This window comes from Candidatus Eremiobacterota bacterium, from assembly GCA_031082125.1.
In the GTDB taxonomy this organism is placed as follows: Bacteria; Vulcanimicrobiota; CADAWZ01; order CADAWZ01; family Ess09-12; genus Ess09-12.
This window is the reverse complement of the sequence record JAVHLM010000001.1, coordinates 443,310-460,979: the sequence shown is the minus strand read 5'-3', so window position 1 is coordinate 460,979 and position 17,670 is coordinate 443,310. Positions and strand designations below refer to the sequence as shown.

The following is a 17,670-nucleotide window of genomic DNA, read 5'->3' as shown; positions in this document are numbered from 1 at the left end:
TCAAAGCGCACCCCAGAAGCCGTCTCAAAGCGCACCCCAGAAGCCGTCTCAAAGCGCACCCCAGAAGCCGTCTCAAAGCACATCCCAGAAGCCGTCTCAAAGCACATCCCAGGCACCACGGCAGGGGAAGCATACCCCTCACCCTTCCCCCGTGGGGCCTACGCCCCTCACCACGAAAATTCCCGCTGCAGCGCCCCAGACGCCCCCCCAGGCACCTCCTCCTGCTCCCGCAGCACAGGGCGGCGGCACTCCCCGGACAGGCGCGGCTCCCGCTGGCCCGGCGCTCCTTGAGGGACGCTATGAAGTCCTCGATGTCATCAAGTCGGGCGCCATGGGATGCGTATACCGGGCACGTGACACGAGACTCGGCACCATCGTGGCCATCAAGCAGCTGCTGCCAATTTTTGGCAGCGCCGATGAGGTGGCATACGGTGAGGAGCGCTTCAGGGAGGAGGCGCGCCTTCTCTCGCAGCTCCATCACAGCGGCCTTCCCAAGGTGATTGATTATTTTTCAATCCATGATCCCTCACGCTTCGCCGGCGCTCATCACCTTGTGATGACCTACGTGGACGGGGCGGACCTGGAGACCGTCATGGCGTCCGGAAATAAGAATTCTCTCGAGGTCGAAGAGGTTCTTGACCATACCTGCCAGATTCTGGAGATCCTCATCTATCTCCATTCCCAGGCGCCGCCCGTGATATACCGGGACTTGAAGCCATCCAATATAATGGTGGCGGGCGGCAGGGTGTACCTGGTCGATTTCGGCATCGCCCGCGTCTTCATGCCGGCCAGGAAGGGCACTGCCATAGGCACCTCGGGCTACGCCGCGCCGGAGCAGTACAAGGGCGCCGCCGAGCCCCGGAGTGACCTGTACGGTCTTGGCGCCGTGATGCATTATCTTCTCACGGGCAGCGATCCCCAGGATATGGGCAGTACCATCTTTTCCTTCGAGGCTCCCCGGAAAAGCAACCCGAAAGTGCCTGGCTGGCTCAACAAGCTTGTGCTCTCCCTGCTTGAGATGTCGCCCGACAAGAGGCCCCCGTCTGCAGAGAAGGTGCTGGAGATGATTCAGGCAAAGCAGAGGCTCTCCGGCATCGCCAGGAAGATTATTGACATCTCGAGGATCAAGATTACCTGACAGGAGCTCCACCCATGGCCATGGCGCTTTTCCGATTTTACGAGGAGCTCAACGATTTTCTCCCGCCCGAAAAGAGAAAGACCTGGTTTTCTTACTCCTTTACCGGCAGCCCCTCTGTCAAGGATGCCATAGAGTCCCTCGGGGTGCCCCACACGGAGGTGGACCTCATCGTGGCAAACGGGGGGTCGGTGGATTTCGGCTACCGTATCTGCGATAACGACAGGATCTCAGTGTACCCGGTCTTTGAGTCCCTCGACATCTCCCCTGTCGCGGTGCTCAGGGCAAAGCCTCTCCGCGAGCCTCGCTTCGTGCTGGACGTGCACCTGGGGAAACTGGCGAAATACCTCCGCCTGCTGGGCTTTGACACCCTCTACGAAAACGATTACTCCGACGAGGCCATTGCAGGCATTGCCTCGCAGGATCCCGGGCGTATAGTGCTCACGATGGACAGGGGCCTTCTGAAGCGGAAGGTCATTACCCATGGCTACTGTGTCCGCTCCAGGAAGTGGAATGAGCAGGTCCGCGAGGTCCTCGCGCGCTTTGATCTCTATAGCCAGGTGAAGCCCTTTTCCCTCTGCCTCTCCTGCAACGGGAAGATCGAGCACCAGGCCGATCCGCCTCCCGGCGAGATTCCCCCGGCGGTGAAAAGGCAGTGTACCGAGTTCAGCCGCTGCAGCCGGTGCGGGAAGCTGTACTGGAAAGGCTCCCACTACGACCGCATGGAGGCTTTGATAGGGGAGTTCACCGCGAGGCCGGAATCGTGAGGCCAGGGGACATTCTCCTCTTCAGCAAACGATTGATTTTGTCTCTATGGGTGTACCGGAACACAGGCAAAATCTGTTTGCCGGGAGAATTCCCCTGGACTCTCGATACACCGCAGCGCTATCCCATGGCCTCTCCATCCGGTTCCTCTTGACAGGGCCTCTCATGTGAAGTAAGATAGGTGAAATGTTCCCTGAGACGGGGGGCATTTCACCTCACCAGAACCAAAGGAGCTATCATAATGAAAACCGTAGTGCTTGCTTACAGCGGCGGGCTTGACACCTCGTGCATCCTCAAGTGGCTCACCGAGAAAGGCTTTGACGTCATCGCCTACATCGCCGATGTGGGCCAGAAGGACGACTTTGAGGCGGCGCGCGCCAAGGCCCTTGAGATAGGGGCGAGAAAAGTCTATGTGGAGGATCTCCGCAGGGAGCTGGTCACCGATTTCATTTTTCCCGCTTTTGCCGCAAACGCCCTCTATGAAGGGCGCTATCTTCTCGGCACATCCATCGCCCGCCCCCTCATCGCAAAAAGGCAGATAGAGATCGCCCGAGAGGAGGGGGCAGAGTATGTTTCCCATGGCGCCACAGGCAAGGGAAATGACCAGGTGCGCTTTGAGCTCTCCTACTACGCCCTCAACCCCCTCATCAAGGTCATCGCCCCCTGGAAGGACGGCGAGTTCCTCGCGCAGTTCAAGGGGAGGACCGACCTGATCAACTATGCAAAGGAAAAAGGCATTTCCCTCACGGTGACCCATGAGAAGCCTTACAGCATGGATGAGAACCTTCTCCATATCAGCTACGAGTCAGGAGTCCTCGAGGATCCTTCTCACGAGCCCGACGCCTCCATGTTCAGGTTCACGAAAAGCCCCGCCGATGCCCCCGACCGTGAGACCGCCATAGAAATCCATTTCAAGGACGGCATCCCCGTGAAGGTAAAAAACAGAAACGACGGCACCGAGAAGACCGATCCCCTCGAGCTCTTCATTTACCTCAATGAGCTGGGCAGTGAAAACGGCATAGGCAGAATAGACATCGTGGAGAACCGTTTTGTCGGCATCAAGTCGAGGGGGGTCTATGAGACGCCCGGCGGCACGATTCTCAGGGCCGCCCACATGGACATCGAGGGCATCGCGATGGACCGCGAGGTGATGCGCATAAGGGACATGCTCACCCCCAAGTTCAGCGAGATCGTCTACTACGGCTTCTGGTTCAGCCCCGAGATGGATTTTCTTATGGCAGCCATGAAGAAGAGCCAGGAAGTCATTGACGGCGTCGTCTACCTCAAGCTTTACAAGGGAAATGTCACCGTGACGGGGAGAGAATCCCCCAGCTCGCTCTATGACAAGGACCTCTCCAGCATGAATCTCGAGGGCGGCTTCAACCAGGCAGATTCCGAGGGTTTCATAAGGATCAACGCTGTCCGCCTGATGGCCCACAATGCCATCGTGGGAAGGAAGGAACGGAAGAGATGAAGCTCTGGGACAAGGGAACGCCCCTTCACTCCCTCGTTGAAAGCTTTACCGTCGGCGATGACTATCTGCTGGACAGGGAGCTTCTTCCCTATGACTGCCGCGCCACGGCAAGCCATGCGCGGGCGCTCGAGAAGACGGGCATATTGACCCGCGGTGAAGTGGAGAAGATAGACGCTGCCCTGCAGGATGCCCAGGGCATTGAGATCCTCAGGGAGCACGAAGACTGCCACACAGCCCTGGAAGAATTCCTTACCGCCAGGCTCGGCGACCTGGGAAAGAAGATCCATGCGGGCCGCTCCAGGAATGACCAGGTCATGGCCGCCCTCACGCTCTGGACAAGGGAGCACCTGCTGCGCACCGGGGGTGAGCTTTTGAGCCTCTGTGACGGCCTCAACGAGTTTGCCCGCCGCAACGAGCTCTCCATGCCGGGCTATACCCACATGCAGAGGGCGATGCCCTCGTCGGTCCCCCTTCTCTTCGGCTCCTACCTTGAATCTCTTCTTGAAGATCTGGAGCTCCTCCACGGGGCCTTCCGCGTCATCAACAGGAATCCCCTTGGAAGTGCCGCGGGATACGGGACCTCCCTGGGCCTGGACAGGGAGCTCACGGCTGAAGAGCTTGCTTTCGAAGGGGTGAGGAACTGCATCCTCGTGCAGGCAAGGCCCAGGCTCATGGCAGTCGCCCTCATGCCCCTCACCTTTATCATGAAGACCCTTGAGCGGATGGCCTCTGATCTTCTGCTCTTCACCATGGAGGAGTTCGGGTTTTTCAGCCTTCCTGACGGCCTCACGACAGGCTCAAGCATCATGCCGCAGAAAAAGAACTACGATATCCTTGAGCTGGTGAGGGCGAGGTCGGCACTGGTTCATGGATATGCCCATGAAGTGGACATGCTGGGGATTCGGCTCACCAGCGGCTATCACCGCGATTTCCAGCTCACCAAGAGGCCTGTGCTGGAAGCTTTCGCTGAAACCATGAACTGCCTTGCAATGATGCGCCTTATAGTCTCAGAGCTGTCGGCCGATCCCGATGCGATGAGGAAAGCCCTCACTCCCGAGCTCTTTGCCGCTGACAGGGCCTGCGAGCTTGTCAAACAGGGAGTGCCTTTCAGGGAAGCTTACCGTTCCGTCGCCGCAGGACTCGATGAGCTCTCCGTGCCCGGCAGCATAATTCCAGAAAGGTGCCACCTTCAGTTCCGCGACTACCGTGGAGAGATCGATCGGTACCGGAAGCTCCACGAAGCGCTGGGCGAAGGGAAGAAAAGCCCGTCGCGCTAATCCCCCTGAGAGGCCCGGGCGGCCTTTTTCCCTTTCTGCATGTGCTTTATCACCAGAAAGAGCACGATGAAAACGAGCATGGCCGCCACTATCCCGTCGAGATGGAAGCGGTGGGAGATTTCCCATATCTGTGACTCGTACGTGGCAAACTTGTAGCCCACGTAGAGCAGGAAACTGTTCCAGATGGTGGCGCCCACCAGGGTGTAGGCGGCAAAGGGAAGAATGGGCATCTTCCCCAGCCCTGCGGGAATCGAGATGAGGTGGCGCACCACAGGAATGAACCTCCCGATGAAGATTGTGGCGAACCCGTGGCGCCTGAACCATTTTTCCGTCCATTCGAGGTGCTCATTATCAAGGAGCAGGTATTTCCCCACCCTGAGGACCAGGGGTCTCCCGCCGTAGTAGCCCATGTAATAGGAGATAAGGGATCCCACGATTGAGCCCATGGAAGTGGCAAGGATGGCAAAACCCGCATTGAAGGCCCCCTTTTTTACCAGTATTCCCACGGGCGGCATCACGGCCTCGCTGGGGATGGGGGCGATCATTGACTCCAGGGCCATCAGAAAACCGGCACCCCAGTAGCCTCCGCTATGGATCACCCCAGTGCACCACTCCACTATTTTTTGTGCAACCATCTCTGTTCCTTTCTATGCTGTGACTTTTGCCGCGACTGGCCCTTCATGAGCCTGCTTTTACACGCAGGCCATTCCCTCGAGGGACTCAATATAATGCTGGGCCGAAAAGGCTGCTATGGCCCCTTCACCACAGGCTGTTATTATCTGCCTGAGGGTTTTGTGGCGCACGTCGCCGCAGGCGAACACGCCGTCCCGTGACGTTCTCATCTCCTCGTCGGTGACCACGTAGCCCCTTTCGTCCAGGGCGAGGTAATCTCTGATATAACAGCTCACCGGTTCGAGCCCGATGAAGACAAAAACACCGTCCAAGGGGATAATGGTCTCTTTCCCCGAAGTGACATCTGCCACGACAGCCCGCTCCACGATCTTCTCTCCTTCAATCGCCCTGAGGATCGTGTTGAAATGAACCGTCACTTTCTCTTTTTCATTGAGAAGCTTGTCGGAAAGTGCCTTTACGGCCCTGAACCGGTCTCTTCTGTGGATGATGTCGATATGGGAACAGAATTTTGTAAGGAAGAGCGCTTCCTGGACGGCCGTGTCGCCTCCTCCCACGACAAGGACCTTTTTCCCTTTGTAGAGTGCCCCGTCGCAGGTTGCGCACTGGGAGACCCCTCTGCCGTAAAACTGGTCCTCTCCGGGCACGCCCAGCTTTCTGTAAGAGGCGCCCGTGGCGATGATGACGGCCGGTGCGCGGTAGGACCCTCCCTCGGTCTTGATGAGGTGAAGGGTTCCATCGGCCTTTTCAAAACCTGTCACGGTATCGGTCACTATGGTGACGCCGAATTTTTCGGCCTGCTTCTGCATGACCTCGGTGAGATCCCAGCCTCCTATGCCTTCAGGGAATCCGGGGTAGTTTTCCACTAAGTCAGTAAGGGCCATCTGCCCTCCGGGGTATTTTTTTTCAAGCACGAGAGCGCGCAGCCCCGCCCTTGCAGCATAAAGGGCGGCAGTGAGACCGGCAGGTCCCGCGCCCGCTATTATCACCTCATACTCATCGTTCATGAATACCCTCCATTTAATTCACTTTCATAACCTGCGATCCGAGAACTCTTTGCCATAAGGAACAATATTCCTTCCTGTGCGGCCACCTGCCCCGGGGCCACCGGGAAAAGGAGCTTCACATGATAAGGTTTGCCAGGAAAAAACGGAAGAGAGGATTTTGCCATTCCCTTTCGAATAATGAAAAAGAAGAGCCGGAGTGGGAGAAAGTTCCAGAAAAGGAAGGCACCTGCAATGGAATGGACAAGGAGAATCCTGAATTTCATCTTCTGGGTCGCAGTGACCATTGGAAGCATATGGCTTCTTATCATGTTCCTTGGAGGGGGCTTCCCTTTCACGCTCAGCACCACCGATGCCGATATCAGGTTTGATGTCTCCAAGATGGGATGGCAGTCCCTGCTGTCCGATAACGGCCTCATGACCATCACCCGTGAAAAGAATATGGCGAAAGTAGGATGGGGCTGCTTGCAGTTTGATTACAAGTTCAACAGGAAGCGCCCTCCGGGGTTCTATACCACCAATTACGGATTCGAGAGCCTCATCAGCCTCAAGTTCTGGATGAAGGCCCGGAATCCCTGTACGGTGGGAGTGCGCCTCAAGGACAAACAGGAGGAGTATGAGTTTCTCGTGCCTCTCCAGGTGGGGACCAAGTGGCACCAGTACATTCTTTCGGCGCAGCATTTCAGGGATGCGGCCAATTACAGGGGAAAGCTTGATGCAAACCGGTTCGGGGGCTACATTGAGTTCAGGGACATGACGGCAAGGCCGCCGTCAAAGACCAATACCCTGTGGATTGATCAGATTGAGATCAGGCGGTAGGCCGAAAGGCCCTCCTGGCAGGCCCGCCACTCTTGAGAAGAGGTAAGAAAAAAGATGTTCATCGCCATAAGCGGCCCCATAGGGGTGGGGAAATCCACGGTCACCAGGATTTTTTCCCAGATAGCCGGTTTTGAGCCCCATTTTGAGACGGTAGAAGGCCATCCCTACCTGGAGGGCCTCTACAGGGAGCCGCGCCAGTATGCCTTCAGGACCCAGGCATACTTCATGTGGGACCGGTTTGAAAAGCACATGGCCTCGGTAAAGAAGGGTGTCAACATCATAGCCGACCGCTCGATTTACGAGGATGCCATTTTTGCCGGAGTGCTCCATTCCCTCGGCCATATGGACGATGATGAGTACCTCGTGACCTACCTTCCTCATTTCAAGCTTCTCACCAGCATCCTTCCCGCTCCCGATCTTATGATTTATCTGCAGGCCGATATCGACACCCTCATGTTCCGGATAAGCAAGCGGGCCAGGGAGATGGAGAAGGGCATACAGAGATCCTACATGGAGCTTCTCCTCGAGGGATATGAGCGGTGGATCGCAGAGTATCCCCACAAAAAGCTCATTGTTGAGACCGATGATCTGGATCTCACCTGTGATCTGAACCCTGACTGGCTCTACCTTGTGAAGGCCATCTCCAAGAAGGTCGTCAATGATGACATCCCTGAAGATGCGATAAGCCTCACGAGGATAAAAAGCCAGTACCCCGTGATACAGAACAGCAATGACCGCGTAATGGTGGAAAGAGAGCTCTTCAAGACCGCCGTCACCACCTGAGCCCTTTCACGGAACTGCCTGCAGAGAGAGGTCGGCATGTCTTTTTCTATTCTTCACAAAAGTCAAGCGAAGGAGGAGAGCACGATGAGAATTTCATTGTTCCACAAGGCATGGATGGTGCTGCTTTTTCTGAGCCTTGCAGCACCCCTTTCAGCGGCCCCGGAGGCCTTTTCCCTGCCCGGCTGTCTCTCCGACAGCGGCGTGAAGAAAGTGGTCTTTATAATTGCCCAGAAAGACTTCAGGGACGAGGAATACAAGATACCCTCGGACATGCTCAAGGCGAAGGGAGCGCAGGTGAAGGTGGCGAGCGCTGCAAGAGGCGAGGCATCCGGAATGCTGGGCCTTCGGGTGAATGCCGATCTCGCCCTCAAGGAGGTCACTCCGAATGATTATGATGCCGTGGTGTTTGTCGGGGGGCCGGGGGCGCAGGTCTTCTTCAATGACAGGGAGGCTCACAGGATCGCCAGGGAAACGGCTTCCAAGGGGAAGGTCCTTGCGGCCATATGCCTTGCCCCCTCTATTCTCGCAAGGGCAGGGGTTCTCAAGGGAAAGAAAGCCACGGTATTTGAATCGGAATCGGCCACGCTCACCGGTGCAGGCGCCCGCTATACTTCATCGCAGGTGGTGCAGGACGGCCTGGTGATAACAGCCGACGGCCCGGAAGGGGCAAAGAAGTTTGGAGAACTTATTGTCAAGGCGCTCTACTGAGAGGGCAGAGAGCCTGCAGGGCTCTCTTTACTGGATGACAGGCTCCTCGCAGAGCCAGGAGATTGTGGAGAGAACAGTGAGAATAAGGGACAGAAAAATGCTTCCGGTGAATATGTTGAGCAGTATGTGCATCAAGGACCTCCTCTGAGTGTTGATTTCGGCTTTGCAGGAAAACACAGGGATAATCGCGAGGTCTCTTGCGGTAGAAAACTCAGTCAATCCGGTGAAAAGGGATCTTCACCCCGGGGCGTGATTCAAGCTGGGCTCTTTTTACTTCTCCCCGGAAGGGATAATTCCTCCTTATGCGGAGATTTTTTTATGAGTTGTGCTTTGGCCGAGTTTCCGTTATAATAAGGTTATCTATTCTCTGGATCTCAAGGAGCAGGCATGTTCTGGCGAATTGTGGATTTTGTGAAGGGCAGGCAGGAGAAGCAGGAGAAGCAGAAATCGCAGGAGCTCTTTTCTCTTGAGTTCTGCAAGATCTCGGCCATTGTCCCGCCGGATATTGAAGCCCTGGTCCAGCATATAACCCGCACCGACATTATTTTCAAGACAAGGGCGGAGTTTAAGGAGGGCGAGGTGACGCCCCTCAGAATTATCTACCACCCCATTGAAGCCAAGGGCGGGGAAGAAGTATTCGCCACGCCGGTGAAAATCTCGAAAAAAGGGCAGCTTGCCGCGCAGAGATTCCTTTACCAGGCATCCTATGAAGGCACCGAGAACGCCGGGCTCAAAAAGTTTTTCAAATATCTCAAGTCCATAGAAAGCGCCCAGATCAGCACCCTCGTTGATTACCACGACAGGAGGAGGCATTACCGCCTCAACAGGGTGCTCCCCGTGGTGTCAAAGCACCTCAAGGGATTCAAGGCCCTCACGAGGGACATCAGCTCGACGGGCCTGAGAATTGCCTGTGACAGCGGCACTTCGGTAAAAAAAGGCGATATCATAAGCATCAGGCTGGAGCTTGATGATTACGGCACGGAGCCTCTCCAGCTCAACGCCGAGATCTGCTGGGTTGCCGACTCGGATCCCGACAGGATGCAGCTTGGACTCAGGTTTATCAACCTCACTGAAGATGAGATGGGTGTTCTTTCCTGCTATCTGGAAGCGATAAGGAAGTCCTCCCGCTGAGGTGCGCCTGAAACACAAAAGTCACTGATGGGTGGAGAGATCCACCGCAGTACCCATGCCACTATTATTCTGAAAGGAGACAAAGCACCATATGAAGCCAGTATGTCTGATAATCAGGGACGGGTGGGGAGTGAACCCCCACCGCGATCCCGAGGAGGAGGGAGACGCCACCAGGCTTGCAAGAACACCAGTGATGGAGCGAGTCCTGAAGGAATGCCCCACCTCCATGCTCAAGTGCAGCGGCCTGGATGTGGGACTTGCCCCCGGGTTCCAGGGAAACTCCGAGGTGGGCCACCTGAACCTTGGCTCGGGACGCGTCGTTGATGAGATGATGGTGAGAATTGACAAGGCCATAGAGAACGGGAATTTCTTCAAGAACGGGACCTTTCTCAAATGCATAGACCACTGCCTGAGCAGGGACTCGACGCTTCATCTGATGGGCCTTCTCCAGGACCAGGGAGTCCATGCCATGAACACCCACCTCTATGCCCTTCTGAAGCTTGTCAAGGAGAAGGGCCTTCAGAAAGTGATGATCCATATCTTCTCAGACGGGAGGGACACGCCGCCCACGAGCGCAGGCAGGTTCATCGCAGAGCTCAGGGAGAAGATGAAAGAACTGGGCGTTGGTACTATTGGAAGCCTTCATGGCCGTTATTATGGCATGGATCGCGACAAGCGGTGGGACAGGGTGGAAAAGTCCTATAACTGCCTCGTCAAGGCCGAGGGCCACCGCGCCCCGGACATAGAAAGCGCCCTCAAGGCCGCCTACGACAGAGGGGAGACTGATGAGTTCATCGTGCCCATCGTCGTCGGTGATTTCCAGGGCATCAGGGACGGAGACGCTTTTATTCATTTCAACTACCGCCTCGACAGGGGCCGCGAGCTCACCCACGCCTTTACCGATGAGGAATTCACCTTTTTCCCGAGGCAGAAGGTAGCCATCCTCTACGGCGCTTTCGCCAGGTACTATGATGACGGCAATTTCCTGGTGGCCTTCAGCGAGGCGGACCTCAGGAAGATCTTCGGCGAGGTCATCTCTGAGGCGGGCCTCAGGCAGCTTCGCATCGCCGAGACGGAGAAATATGCCCATGTGACCTTTTTCTTCAATGGCCAGAACGAGCATCCCTTCCCCGGCGAGGACCGCATCCTGGTGCCCTCGCCCAAGGTGGCCACCTATGATCTCCAGCCCGAGATGAGCGCCCTTGAGGTGACAGAGAAGCTTCTGGCGGCAATTGACGCCTATGATGTCGTGGTGCTTAATTTCGCCAACGGGGACATGGTGGGCCATACAGGCGTGCTCCCCGCCGGCATAAAAGCCGTCGAGACTGTTGACACGCTCCTCGGGAGGGTCCTGGAGAAAGTAAGGGCTCTTGGGGGATGCGCCCTGGTGACCTCAGACCATGGAAACTGCGAAAAAATGAGGGACAATGGCCAGCCAATGACGGCCCACACGATTTTTGACGTGACATGCTCCCTCGTGAATGCTCCCGGCTTCCGGCTCAGGGACGGCAGGCTCTCCGACGTGGCGCCGACCCTTCTGGAGCTGCTTGGCATCCCCCAGCCTTCAGAAATGACCGGGGAGTCCCTCCTCAAGAGGTAGGTTCTGTTGTTTCCTGCCGCATTTTTCTCTGTCGCGGATGTTAACAATTGTAACAAAGTGTTAACATCCGCCCTCTTCTCAGGGGGGGGCACTTTTGCTATGATAACAGTAGAATATCGTGCAGGAATGGCACTTCGTACTTCTCGACGAATCCACGTTGCAGTACCTGCCAGAAGGAGAGGAGGTCGCGACTGAAGAGCAGCAGCAGGTTATTAAGGAAATGACCCGCAAGGGAAGTATTGAAAAGAAGGAGGTCAGTGAAAGATGTCAGTAGAGCCAGTATCAGAGTCATCTGAAGCATCAGAAGCCCCCGAGGTGGAAGAGCCCCCGGAACCGGAGACCCAGGAAGCCCCGGATACCAAGGAAACAGAGCCGGACGCGAAAACCAATGAGACTGACAGTGTAGACAAGAGCGACGAGACTGACGAGGCCAAGGACGCCGACAAGACCGACGAGACCAAGGACGGTGAAAAGACCGACGACAAGAAGACCGAAGATAAGAAGGACGGCGAGAAGACCGAGGACAAGAAGGATGACAAGAAGACCGAGGAAGAGAAGAAGAAGGACGACGAGATCAAGAAGCTTCAGGAAGAGATAGCCAAGCTCAAGGAGCAGCTCGGAAAGCTGGGCGAGAAGAAGGATGATAAGAAGGCCGAGCAGGGCAAGGGCAGCGGCGGCGGCGGCGGTGAAAAGAGCGGCGGCGGCGGCAGCCCCCAGGGCGGCGGCGGAATGCCCATGGGCGGCGCAGGCCAGGCTGCCCCGATGCAGCCCGGCATGGGCGGCGCAACGCCTGACCAGGTGCTCCAGGATGACTGCAACAAGGTGAACCAGGAGAAGGCCGCGGCCGGGATGGCAGGACCGCAGCCCCAGCTTAACCAGCAGGGACCCCTTGCGCAGCAGGGCGCCCAGATGGGCGGCGCGCAGGGCCTCCAGGGCGCCACGTCACTGCAGGGAATGCCCGCCCCGATGAACGTGAACTCCATGGTGAGCGGCCAGGGCATAGGCGCCGGCGATCCGAACGCGATGGGCGGCCAGTCTGTAGGGGCAGGAAACAGTATGCAGTCGGTGCAGAAGCTTACCACTGACTACCAGAACTTCAAGCAGCAGGGAGCACAGCTCCAGCCGCAGACAGAGCAGCTCGTGCAGCAGACTCTCTCCGGCGTGGGAGTGCAGATGCCGGGGATGGGCCAGCAGCAGGGCCAGCAGGGCCAGGGTACTGATCAGACGGTGAACATGATGAACCAGATGATGAACCAGTACTCAAACCTCACGGGACAGCCGTACCAGAACACCTAGAATCATTGTGGCGGGGGGGAAAAGCTCCCCCCCGCCTGAGCCTAATTTAACCAAAAAGAGGAGGATAAGGAATATGTCAGTAGAGCCAGTATCAGAATCATCTGAAGCATCAGAAGCCCCCGAGGTGGAAGAGCCCCCGGAACCGGAGACCCAGGAAGCCCCGGATACCAAGGAAGCAGAGCCGGACGCGAAAACCAACGAGACTGACAGCGTAGACAAGAGCGACGAGACCGACGAAGCCAAGGACGCCGACAAGACCGACGACGAGAAGAAGACCGAGGACAAGAAGGACGGCGAGAAAACCGAGGACAAGAAGGACGACAAGAAGACCGAGGAAGACAAGAAGAAGGACGATGAGATCAAGAAGCTCAAGGACGAGATAGACAAGCTCAAGGAGCAGCTTGCAAAGCTGGGCGAGAAGAAGGATGACAAGAAGGCCGAGAAGGGTGGCGGCGAGAAAGGCGGCGGAGGCGGTGGCCAGAAAGCCGGCGGCGCCGGCGGACCACAGCAGGCCGGCATGCCTCAGCAGGGCATGGATCCTAACCAGGTGCTCCAGGCTGATTGCCAGAAAGTGCAGCAGGAGCAGGCCGGGGCGGCCATGGGCGCGCAGATGGGTGCGGGCGGCGCCACCAATCCGATGATGGGTGCGGGCGGCGCACAGATGGGCCAGGGCGGTGCCGGCGGTGCCGCGCCTGTAGGAGGCGTCCAGACCCCCGGCGGCATGGCAAACGGCACCGGCATGACAGCCGGCATGCCCCAGCAGGGCCAGGGCATGGGCGGTGTAGGAGCCGGCGGCTCATCACCCTCGGTGCAGCAGCTGATGAACGACTACCAGGGCTTCAAGCAGGCAGGTGCGCAGCTCCAACCGCAGACAGAGCAGCTCGTGCAGCAGACCCTTCAGGGGGCGGGCATCAACCTGAACCAGAACCAGAACCAGGGCCAGGGTAATGACCAGACGGTGAATCAGATGAACAATATGATGAACCAGTATTCCAACCTCACGGGCCAGCCTTACCAGAACACTTAGGAACAGCCGAAGAGAGGGGGCTGGAGTTCCAGCCCCCTCTTTATTCTTTTCAAGGAGGTGTGTCATTTACTCGCTTGATCTGCTTGAAGAGAAAGATATCCCCTTTATGATCTCGTTCATCGAGGAGCGCCCTTCTCAGGCAGCCCTGTGGCTTGTTCCCCTGCTGGAACAATGGAGCCGGGTGTCTTCCGGTGTGAAAAAACAATGGATTTTTTTTCGTATAGCCTCCCCGGCCGGCCTTTCCGCGCTTGTGATCCTTGATCAGAAGGACCATTACGTGATAATGCTTGGAGATTTCGGCCCCCTCATCCCACAGGTCTTTCGTGTGGTGAAGGATGCCCGCCCTGAGATCATCATTGCTGAGCCCGGAGTATTCTCCCTCATCGTGGAGCACTTTCCCGGCGAATGGTGCTATGTGCGGGTAAACCTGATTTACCGCCTCGATCCTGGCGGCCTGCTCATAGCTCCTGACGGGCGCTCGAGGGAAGCCACTGAAGAAGATTTGCCGGTTCTTGAGAAGTGGAACGAGGAGTTTCTGAAGGAAGACAGCTTCTGGGTAAACCTCTCCATTGATTATCGGGACCAGGTGAGAAAGGGCAAAGTGCATGTCTATGAAAAGGAGGGTAAAATTGTCTCTTGCATGCGCATTCCCTATATAGGGAAGAGAATTGTCAAGTTTTCCGCTACGTATACCCCCCCTGAGCACCGCAGAAAAGGCTATGCTTCCCAGCTCAATGCCAATGTGGGTGCTTTTTACCTTCTCCAGGGAAAGTCCATGATAAGCGATCCTCTTGAGTCCAATCAAGCGAGGATTGCTACGCTCAATAAACTCGGTTTCAAAGAGGTCGGCCGGCAGGTTTCCCTTTTGCCAGACTGGAATACCTTCATGACGCCTTAGATATACTTGCCGGTAATGGACTGATGAGCTTCAAGCGCTCCCTCGGTTTTGCAGAGTTCCTGTGCCTGGGCATCAACTGCGTCGTGGGCACCGGTATTTTCCTCATCCCTGCGCTCGTCTATAAGAACCTTGGACCCTCGGGCATCGTCGCCTACCTGGTGTGCGGCACCCTCTGCATGTTCATTGGCCTCTGTTTCTGCGAGATGTCGGGCCGCTTCGAAAAAACAGGGGGAGCCGCCCTTTATGCCGGGGAGACCCTTGGCCCCCTCATGGGATTCCTCGTGGGGTGGCAGATGTGGCTCTCATCCCTCGTGGGATGGGCTTCCGTGGCCAGGGGCTTTTATTTTTACTGGAGGGCCCTTGTGCCCCCCCTCTTTCCCCATGACGATATTGCGCTCCTTGTCATCATTATCGCAGGCCTCAGCGCTTTGAATTACCGTGGAGTCAAGATGGGGAGTAGAGTGTCCGATTTTTTCGCCCTCTCAAAGCTTGTCCCCCTCCTGCTGTTCCTGGCGGCGGGCCTCTTTTGCATGAAGAGCCAGAATTTTGTCCCCTTCTTCAGGGGAGCTCTGCCGGAATGGGGTGCCGCCCTTGTGGTGGTCTTTTACGCCTTTACAGGCTTCGAGGAGATATCCCTTCCCGCTGCCGAAGGGAAGGATCCCCGGAAGGACGTGCCAAGAGCCCTTCTCTTCGTCCTGGGCGGGGCTTCAATTATCTATATGCTCGTGCAGACTGTCACGACGGGAGTATTCCAGGGGCTTGCATCTTCTGAGAAGCCTCTCTCCGATGCGGCATTTCAGTGCATGGGCCGCCCGGGCGAGGTTTTCGTAGCCCTGGGAGCCCTCCTGTCCATAGGCGGTATAAACTCCGCCATTGCCCTCACGGGCCCCCGTGCTCTTTACACCCTGGCGGCGTCGGGCTTTCTTCCCCGGTGGCTTACGGTTCTTCACCGCAGCCACGGCACTCCCGGGAGGGCTATAGTGGTAAACAGCGTGCTCACTTTTGCCCTTGCTGCCACGGGAACCTTTGAGGTGCTCCTGAAGCTGAGTGTTCTTGCAGCGCTCTGGCAGCACCTTCCCACATGCATCGCCGTCCTGGTGGCCAGGAAAAAATTTGCTGAACCGTCGGCATTTACCATCCCCGGGGGGCCTGTGGTGCCTTTATGCGCGGTCCTTATCTGCATTGTGCTTGTCTCCCAGGTGGAGCCCCTCAATATTCTCTGGAGCATAGTGGGATTAGCGGCGGGGCTGCCTCTTTACCTCTACTTTTCCCGTGTCTCGTAGAAGAACTTCAGGTACCGGGCCAGCAGCTTCCGGAGTTTTTTCCGCGAGGTGAGCTCGTCAATGCCCCCCTGCTCAAAGATGAACCGTGAGCCTGTCACCTCGGGATCGAGAGCGGTGCCGGCAACCTGTGCTACCCGGGGGCCTTCAAAGGCCATGAGGGCATTCTCCTCGCCGATGTTGATGGTGCCCTGGGTGGCGAAGCTTGCAATGGCAGACCCCGTGCAGGGATGGGCAATCACGGAAAGGCACGGGAGGCCGGCCTCCTTGAGGAGCGTGAGGGCCATGATCGTCTTTGCCATCTGCATCAATGACACTGTGCCTTCATGCATGCGGGCCCCTCCGGAAGAGCAAAGGGAAATGAAGGGGAGCTTTTTCACAATGCAGAACTGCACGGCCCGGCAGAATTTTTCGCCGAGGGCCGATCCCATTGATCCGCCGAGGAAGCTGAAATTGGAGAGGGCAATGACGCAGCGGTGCCTGTTTATCTTGGCGACTCCCGTCGTGAGGGCTTCTGAGCATCCCGATTTTATCTCGGCATTCTCGAGCATCCGGAGGTATTCATCGCTCAGATCTTCCCTGTTCAGAAGCTCACGGACGGTGATTTTGCTGTTGAACTCCGTGAAGCTGTTGTGATCGCAGAGAAGCTCAATCCACTCGTCGGAGGAGAGAGCCTCACCCTTGCCGCAGAAGGGGCAGGATTTGTGGTTCTCAAGGTAGGCGTCAAGGGGGATGTATTTCCCGCACCCCCTGAAGTCGTTTTTTTCACAGAGAATGTGGGGTTTTGAGAGGTCGATGTTCCTGCTCTCCAGGTAGGCAAGCTCAATGACGTCGCTCACGTTGGTGGCCTCTATGACTTTTGCCCTGGCCTTTCCCTTCATCGCCGGCGCCCGGTCATGAGAGGACCTCTGGAAAAAATCCACTACTGACGAGATAAGCCCGTGCTTCCTGTATACCCCGAGGCTCAGCACCCTTTTTCTTCTTTTCTCAAGGAGCTTGTCCATTTCGGTTCTGGTGACTTCCCCCAGGGCTCTGGCAACGGCCATGCGGATGACTCTCACATATTTTTCATGGTGTGACGGCTCCTCGGGCTCCTTGATGACCTCGTCAATGATGCCGAAATGAGACATGTCCCTGCTCGTGGGGCGCAGGAGCTCAATGGAATCGTCGAGCCTGGAGCTGTCGCGGAATATGAGGGAGCCGCAGGTTTCCGGGGCAATGACATAAAACATGGCATGCTCCATCATGAGCCTCCTGTCGGTGACCTGGAGCGCCAGGGCCCCGCTGCTTCCGCCTTCCCCCAGGATAAGCGATATCGTAGGGGTCCTCACGCTGCAGAATTTTGAGATGCAGTCCGATATGGCCCAGGACAGGAGGTTTTTTGCCGATTCCAGGCCGGGATCGGCACCGGGGGTATCGATAAAGGTGATGACGGGCAGCATGTTGTCCTCGGCATAGCCGAGGAGCTCAAGGGCCTGGCGGTAGCCCTCGGGCTTCATCATGCCGGAATTGACCTTGTGGGCGGAAGATGGGTCGCTGCCCCTGGGCTTCTCCTGGCCCATGAAGATGACTTCCTTCTTGTTGATTATGCCCCTTCCGCAGATAAGGGCGTCATCCTTTGCCCTGAAATAAGTTATCTTTGTGAAAAGGTGTTTGATGAGGTCTGAGCTCCTTATCCTGTCGGGGCTTTTTGTCATCCTGCTGAATATCTCCCTGGGAGCGGGCCTGCTTTTCATGGAATCACCTTTTTCCTGTTCAGTGAAACGTGGCTGATGGAGTAGATGGTGCCTGGGGTCAGCACTTAATAATTACCATGGTGGTTTGAAAATATCCTGCAAGGTTT

16 protein-coding genes are annotated in these 17,670 nt (G+C 56.7%); 13 read left to right on the top strand and 3 right to left on the bottom strand.

Annotation, left to right across the window (positions count from 1 at the left end; all coding sequences use genetic code 11):
• The 4 genes from RDV48_01875 to RDV48_01860 form a co-directional block, all read left to right on the top strand.
• Positions 1–1,138 (top strand): protein kinase (locus RDV48_01875; GenBank protein MDQ7821523.1); only part of this gene is annotated, 1,138 nt, incomplete at its 5' end.
• A gap of 14 nt (positions 1,139–1,152) precedes the next feature.
• The gene (locus RDV48_01870; protein MDQ7821522.1) at positions 1,153–1,902 is read left to right on the top strand and encodes a Mut7-C RNAse domain-containing protein; all 750 of its coding nucleotides are present in this window, start codon (positions 1,153–1,155) and stop codon (positions 1,900–1,902) included.
• A 236-nt stretch (positions 1,903–2,138) separates the two neighbouring features.
• A complete protein-coding gene (locus RDV48_01865) occupies positions 2,139–3,374 on the top strand; it encodes an argininosuccinate synthase (protein MDQ7821521.1) in 1,236 nt (411 codons plus the stop codon).
• Entirely contained in the window at positions 3,371–4,651 is a 1,281-nt protein-coding gene (locus tag RDV48_01860) for a lyase family protein (GenBank protein ID MDQ7821520.1), read from the top strand. The genes RDV48_01865 and RDV48_01860 overlap by 4 nt, the downstream gene beginning before the upstream one ends.
• Here RDV48_01860 and RDV48_01855 read toward each other — a convergent pair.
• Entirely contained in the window at positions 4,648–5,286 is a 639-nt protein-coding gene (locus RDV48_01855; GenBank protein MDQ7821519.1) for a DedA family protein, read from the bottom strand. The two genes, RDV48_01860 and RDV48_01855, sit on opposite strands and share 4 nt — an antisense overlap.
• Before the next feature lie 57 nt (positions 5,287–5,343).
• Positions 5,344–6,288, bottom strand: coding sequence for a thioredoxin-disulfide reductase (gene trxB / locus RDV48_01850; GenBank protein MDQ7821518.1), 945 nt, complete (start codon positions 6,286–6,288; stop codon positions 5,344–5,346).
• 231 nt (positions 6,289–6,519) lie between these two features.
• Here trxB and RDV48_01845 point away from each other — a divergent pair, with 231 nt between their 5' ends.
• The 9 genes from RDV48_01845 (at position 6,520) to RDV48_01805 (ending at position 15,830) form a co-directional block, all read left to right on the top strand.
• Positions 6,520–7,104 (top strand): hypothetical protein, encoded by a 585-nt coding sequence (locus tag RDV48_01845; GenBank protein ID MDQ7821517.1) that lies wholly within the window; start codon positions 6,520–6,522, stop codon positions 7,102–7,104.
• A gap of 54 nt (positions 7,105–7,158) precedes the next feature.
• Positions 7,159–7,887, top strand: a complete 729-nt coding sequence (locus RDV48_01840; protein ID MDQ7821516.1) for a deoxynucleoside kinase — start codon at positions 7,159–7,161, stop codon at positions 7,885–7,887.
• 84 nt (positions 7,888–7,971) lie between these two features.
• Complete coding sequence (locus RDV48_01835) at positions 7,972–8,595, top strand: DJ-1/PfpI/YhbO family deglycase/protease (protein MDQ7821515.1); 624 nt, start codon at positions 7,972–7,974, stop codon at positions 8,593–8,595.
• 387 nt (positions 8,596–8,982) lie between these two features.
• Positions 8,983–9,726: a PilZ domain-containing protein gene (locus RDV48_01830; GenBank protein MDQ7821514.1), complete on the top strand. Its 744-nt coding sequence runs from the start codon at positions 8,983–8,985 to the stop codon at positions 9,724–9,726.
• Positions 9,727–9,817: 91 nt separating this feature from the next.
• Complete coding sequence (gpmI, locus tag RDV48_01825; protein MDQ7821513.1) at positions 9,818–11,326, top strand: 2,3-bisphosphoglycerate-independent phosphoglycerate mutase; 1,509 nt, start codon at positions 9,818–9,820, stop codon at positions 11,324–11,326.
• A 264-nt stretch (positions 11,327–11,590) separates the two neighbouring features.
• Entirely contained in the window at positions 11,591–12,622 is a 1,032-nt protein-coding gene (locus tag RDV48_01820) for a hypothetical protein (protein ID MDQ7821512.1), read from the top strand.
• 73 nt (positions 12,623–12,695) lie between these two features.
• Positions 12,696–13,649 carry a hypothetical protein gene (locus RDV48_01815; GenBank protein MDQ7821511.1) on the top strand — a complete coding sequence of 318 codons (954 nt, stop codon included), beginning with the start codon at positions 12,696–12,698 and terminating at the stop codon, positions 13,647–13,649.
• Positions 13,650–13,755: 106 nt separating this feature from the next.
• Positions 13,756–14,547 (top strand): hypothetical protein, encoded by a 792-nt coding sequence (locus tag RDV48_01810; GenBank protein ID MDQ7821510.1) that lies wholly within the window; start codon positions 13,756–13,758, stop codon positions 14,545–14,547.
• A 23-nt stretch (positions 14,548–14,570) separates the two neighbouring features.
• Complete coding sequence (locus tag RDV48_01805; protein MDQ7821509.1) at positions 14,571–15,830, top strand: APC family permease; 1,260 nt, start codon at positions 14,571–14,573, stop codon at positions 15,828–15,830.
• On the opposite strand, the gene RDV48_01800 is transcribed toward RDV48_01805, so the two are convergent.
• Positions 15,809–17,563: a carboxyl transferase domain-containing protein gene (locus RDV48_01800; protein MDQ7821508.1), complete on the bottom strand. Its 1,755-nt coding sequence runs from the start codon at positions 17,561–17,563 to the stop codon at positions 15,809–15,811. The two genes, RDV48_01805 and RDV48_01800, sit on opposite strands and share 22 nt — an antisense overlap.
• Positions 17,564–17,670 lie beyond the last annotated feature (107 nt).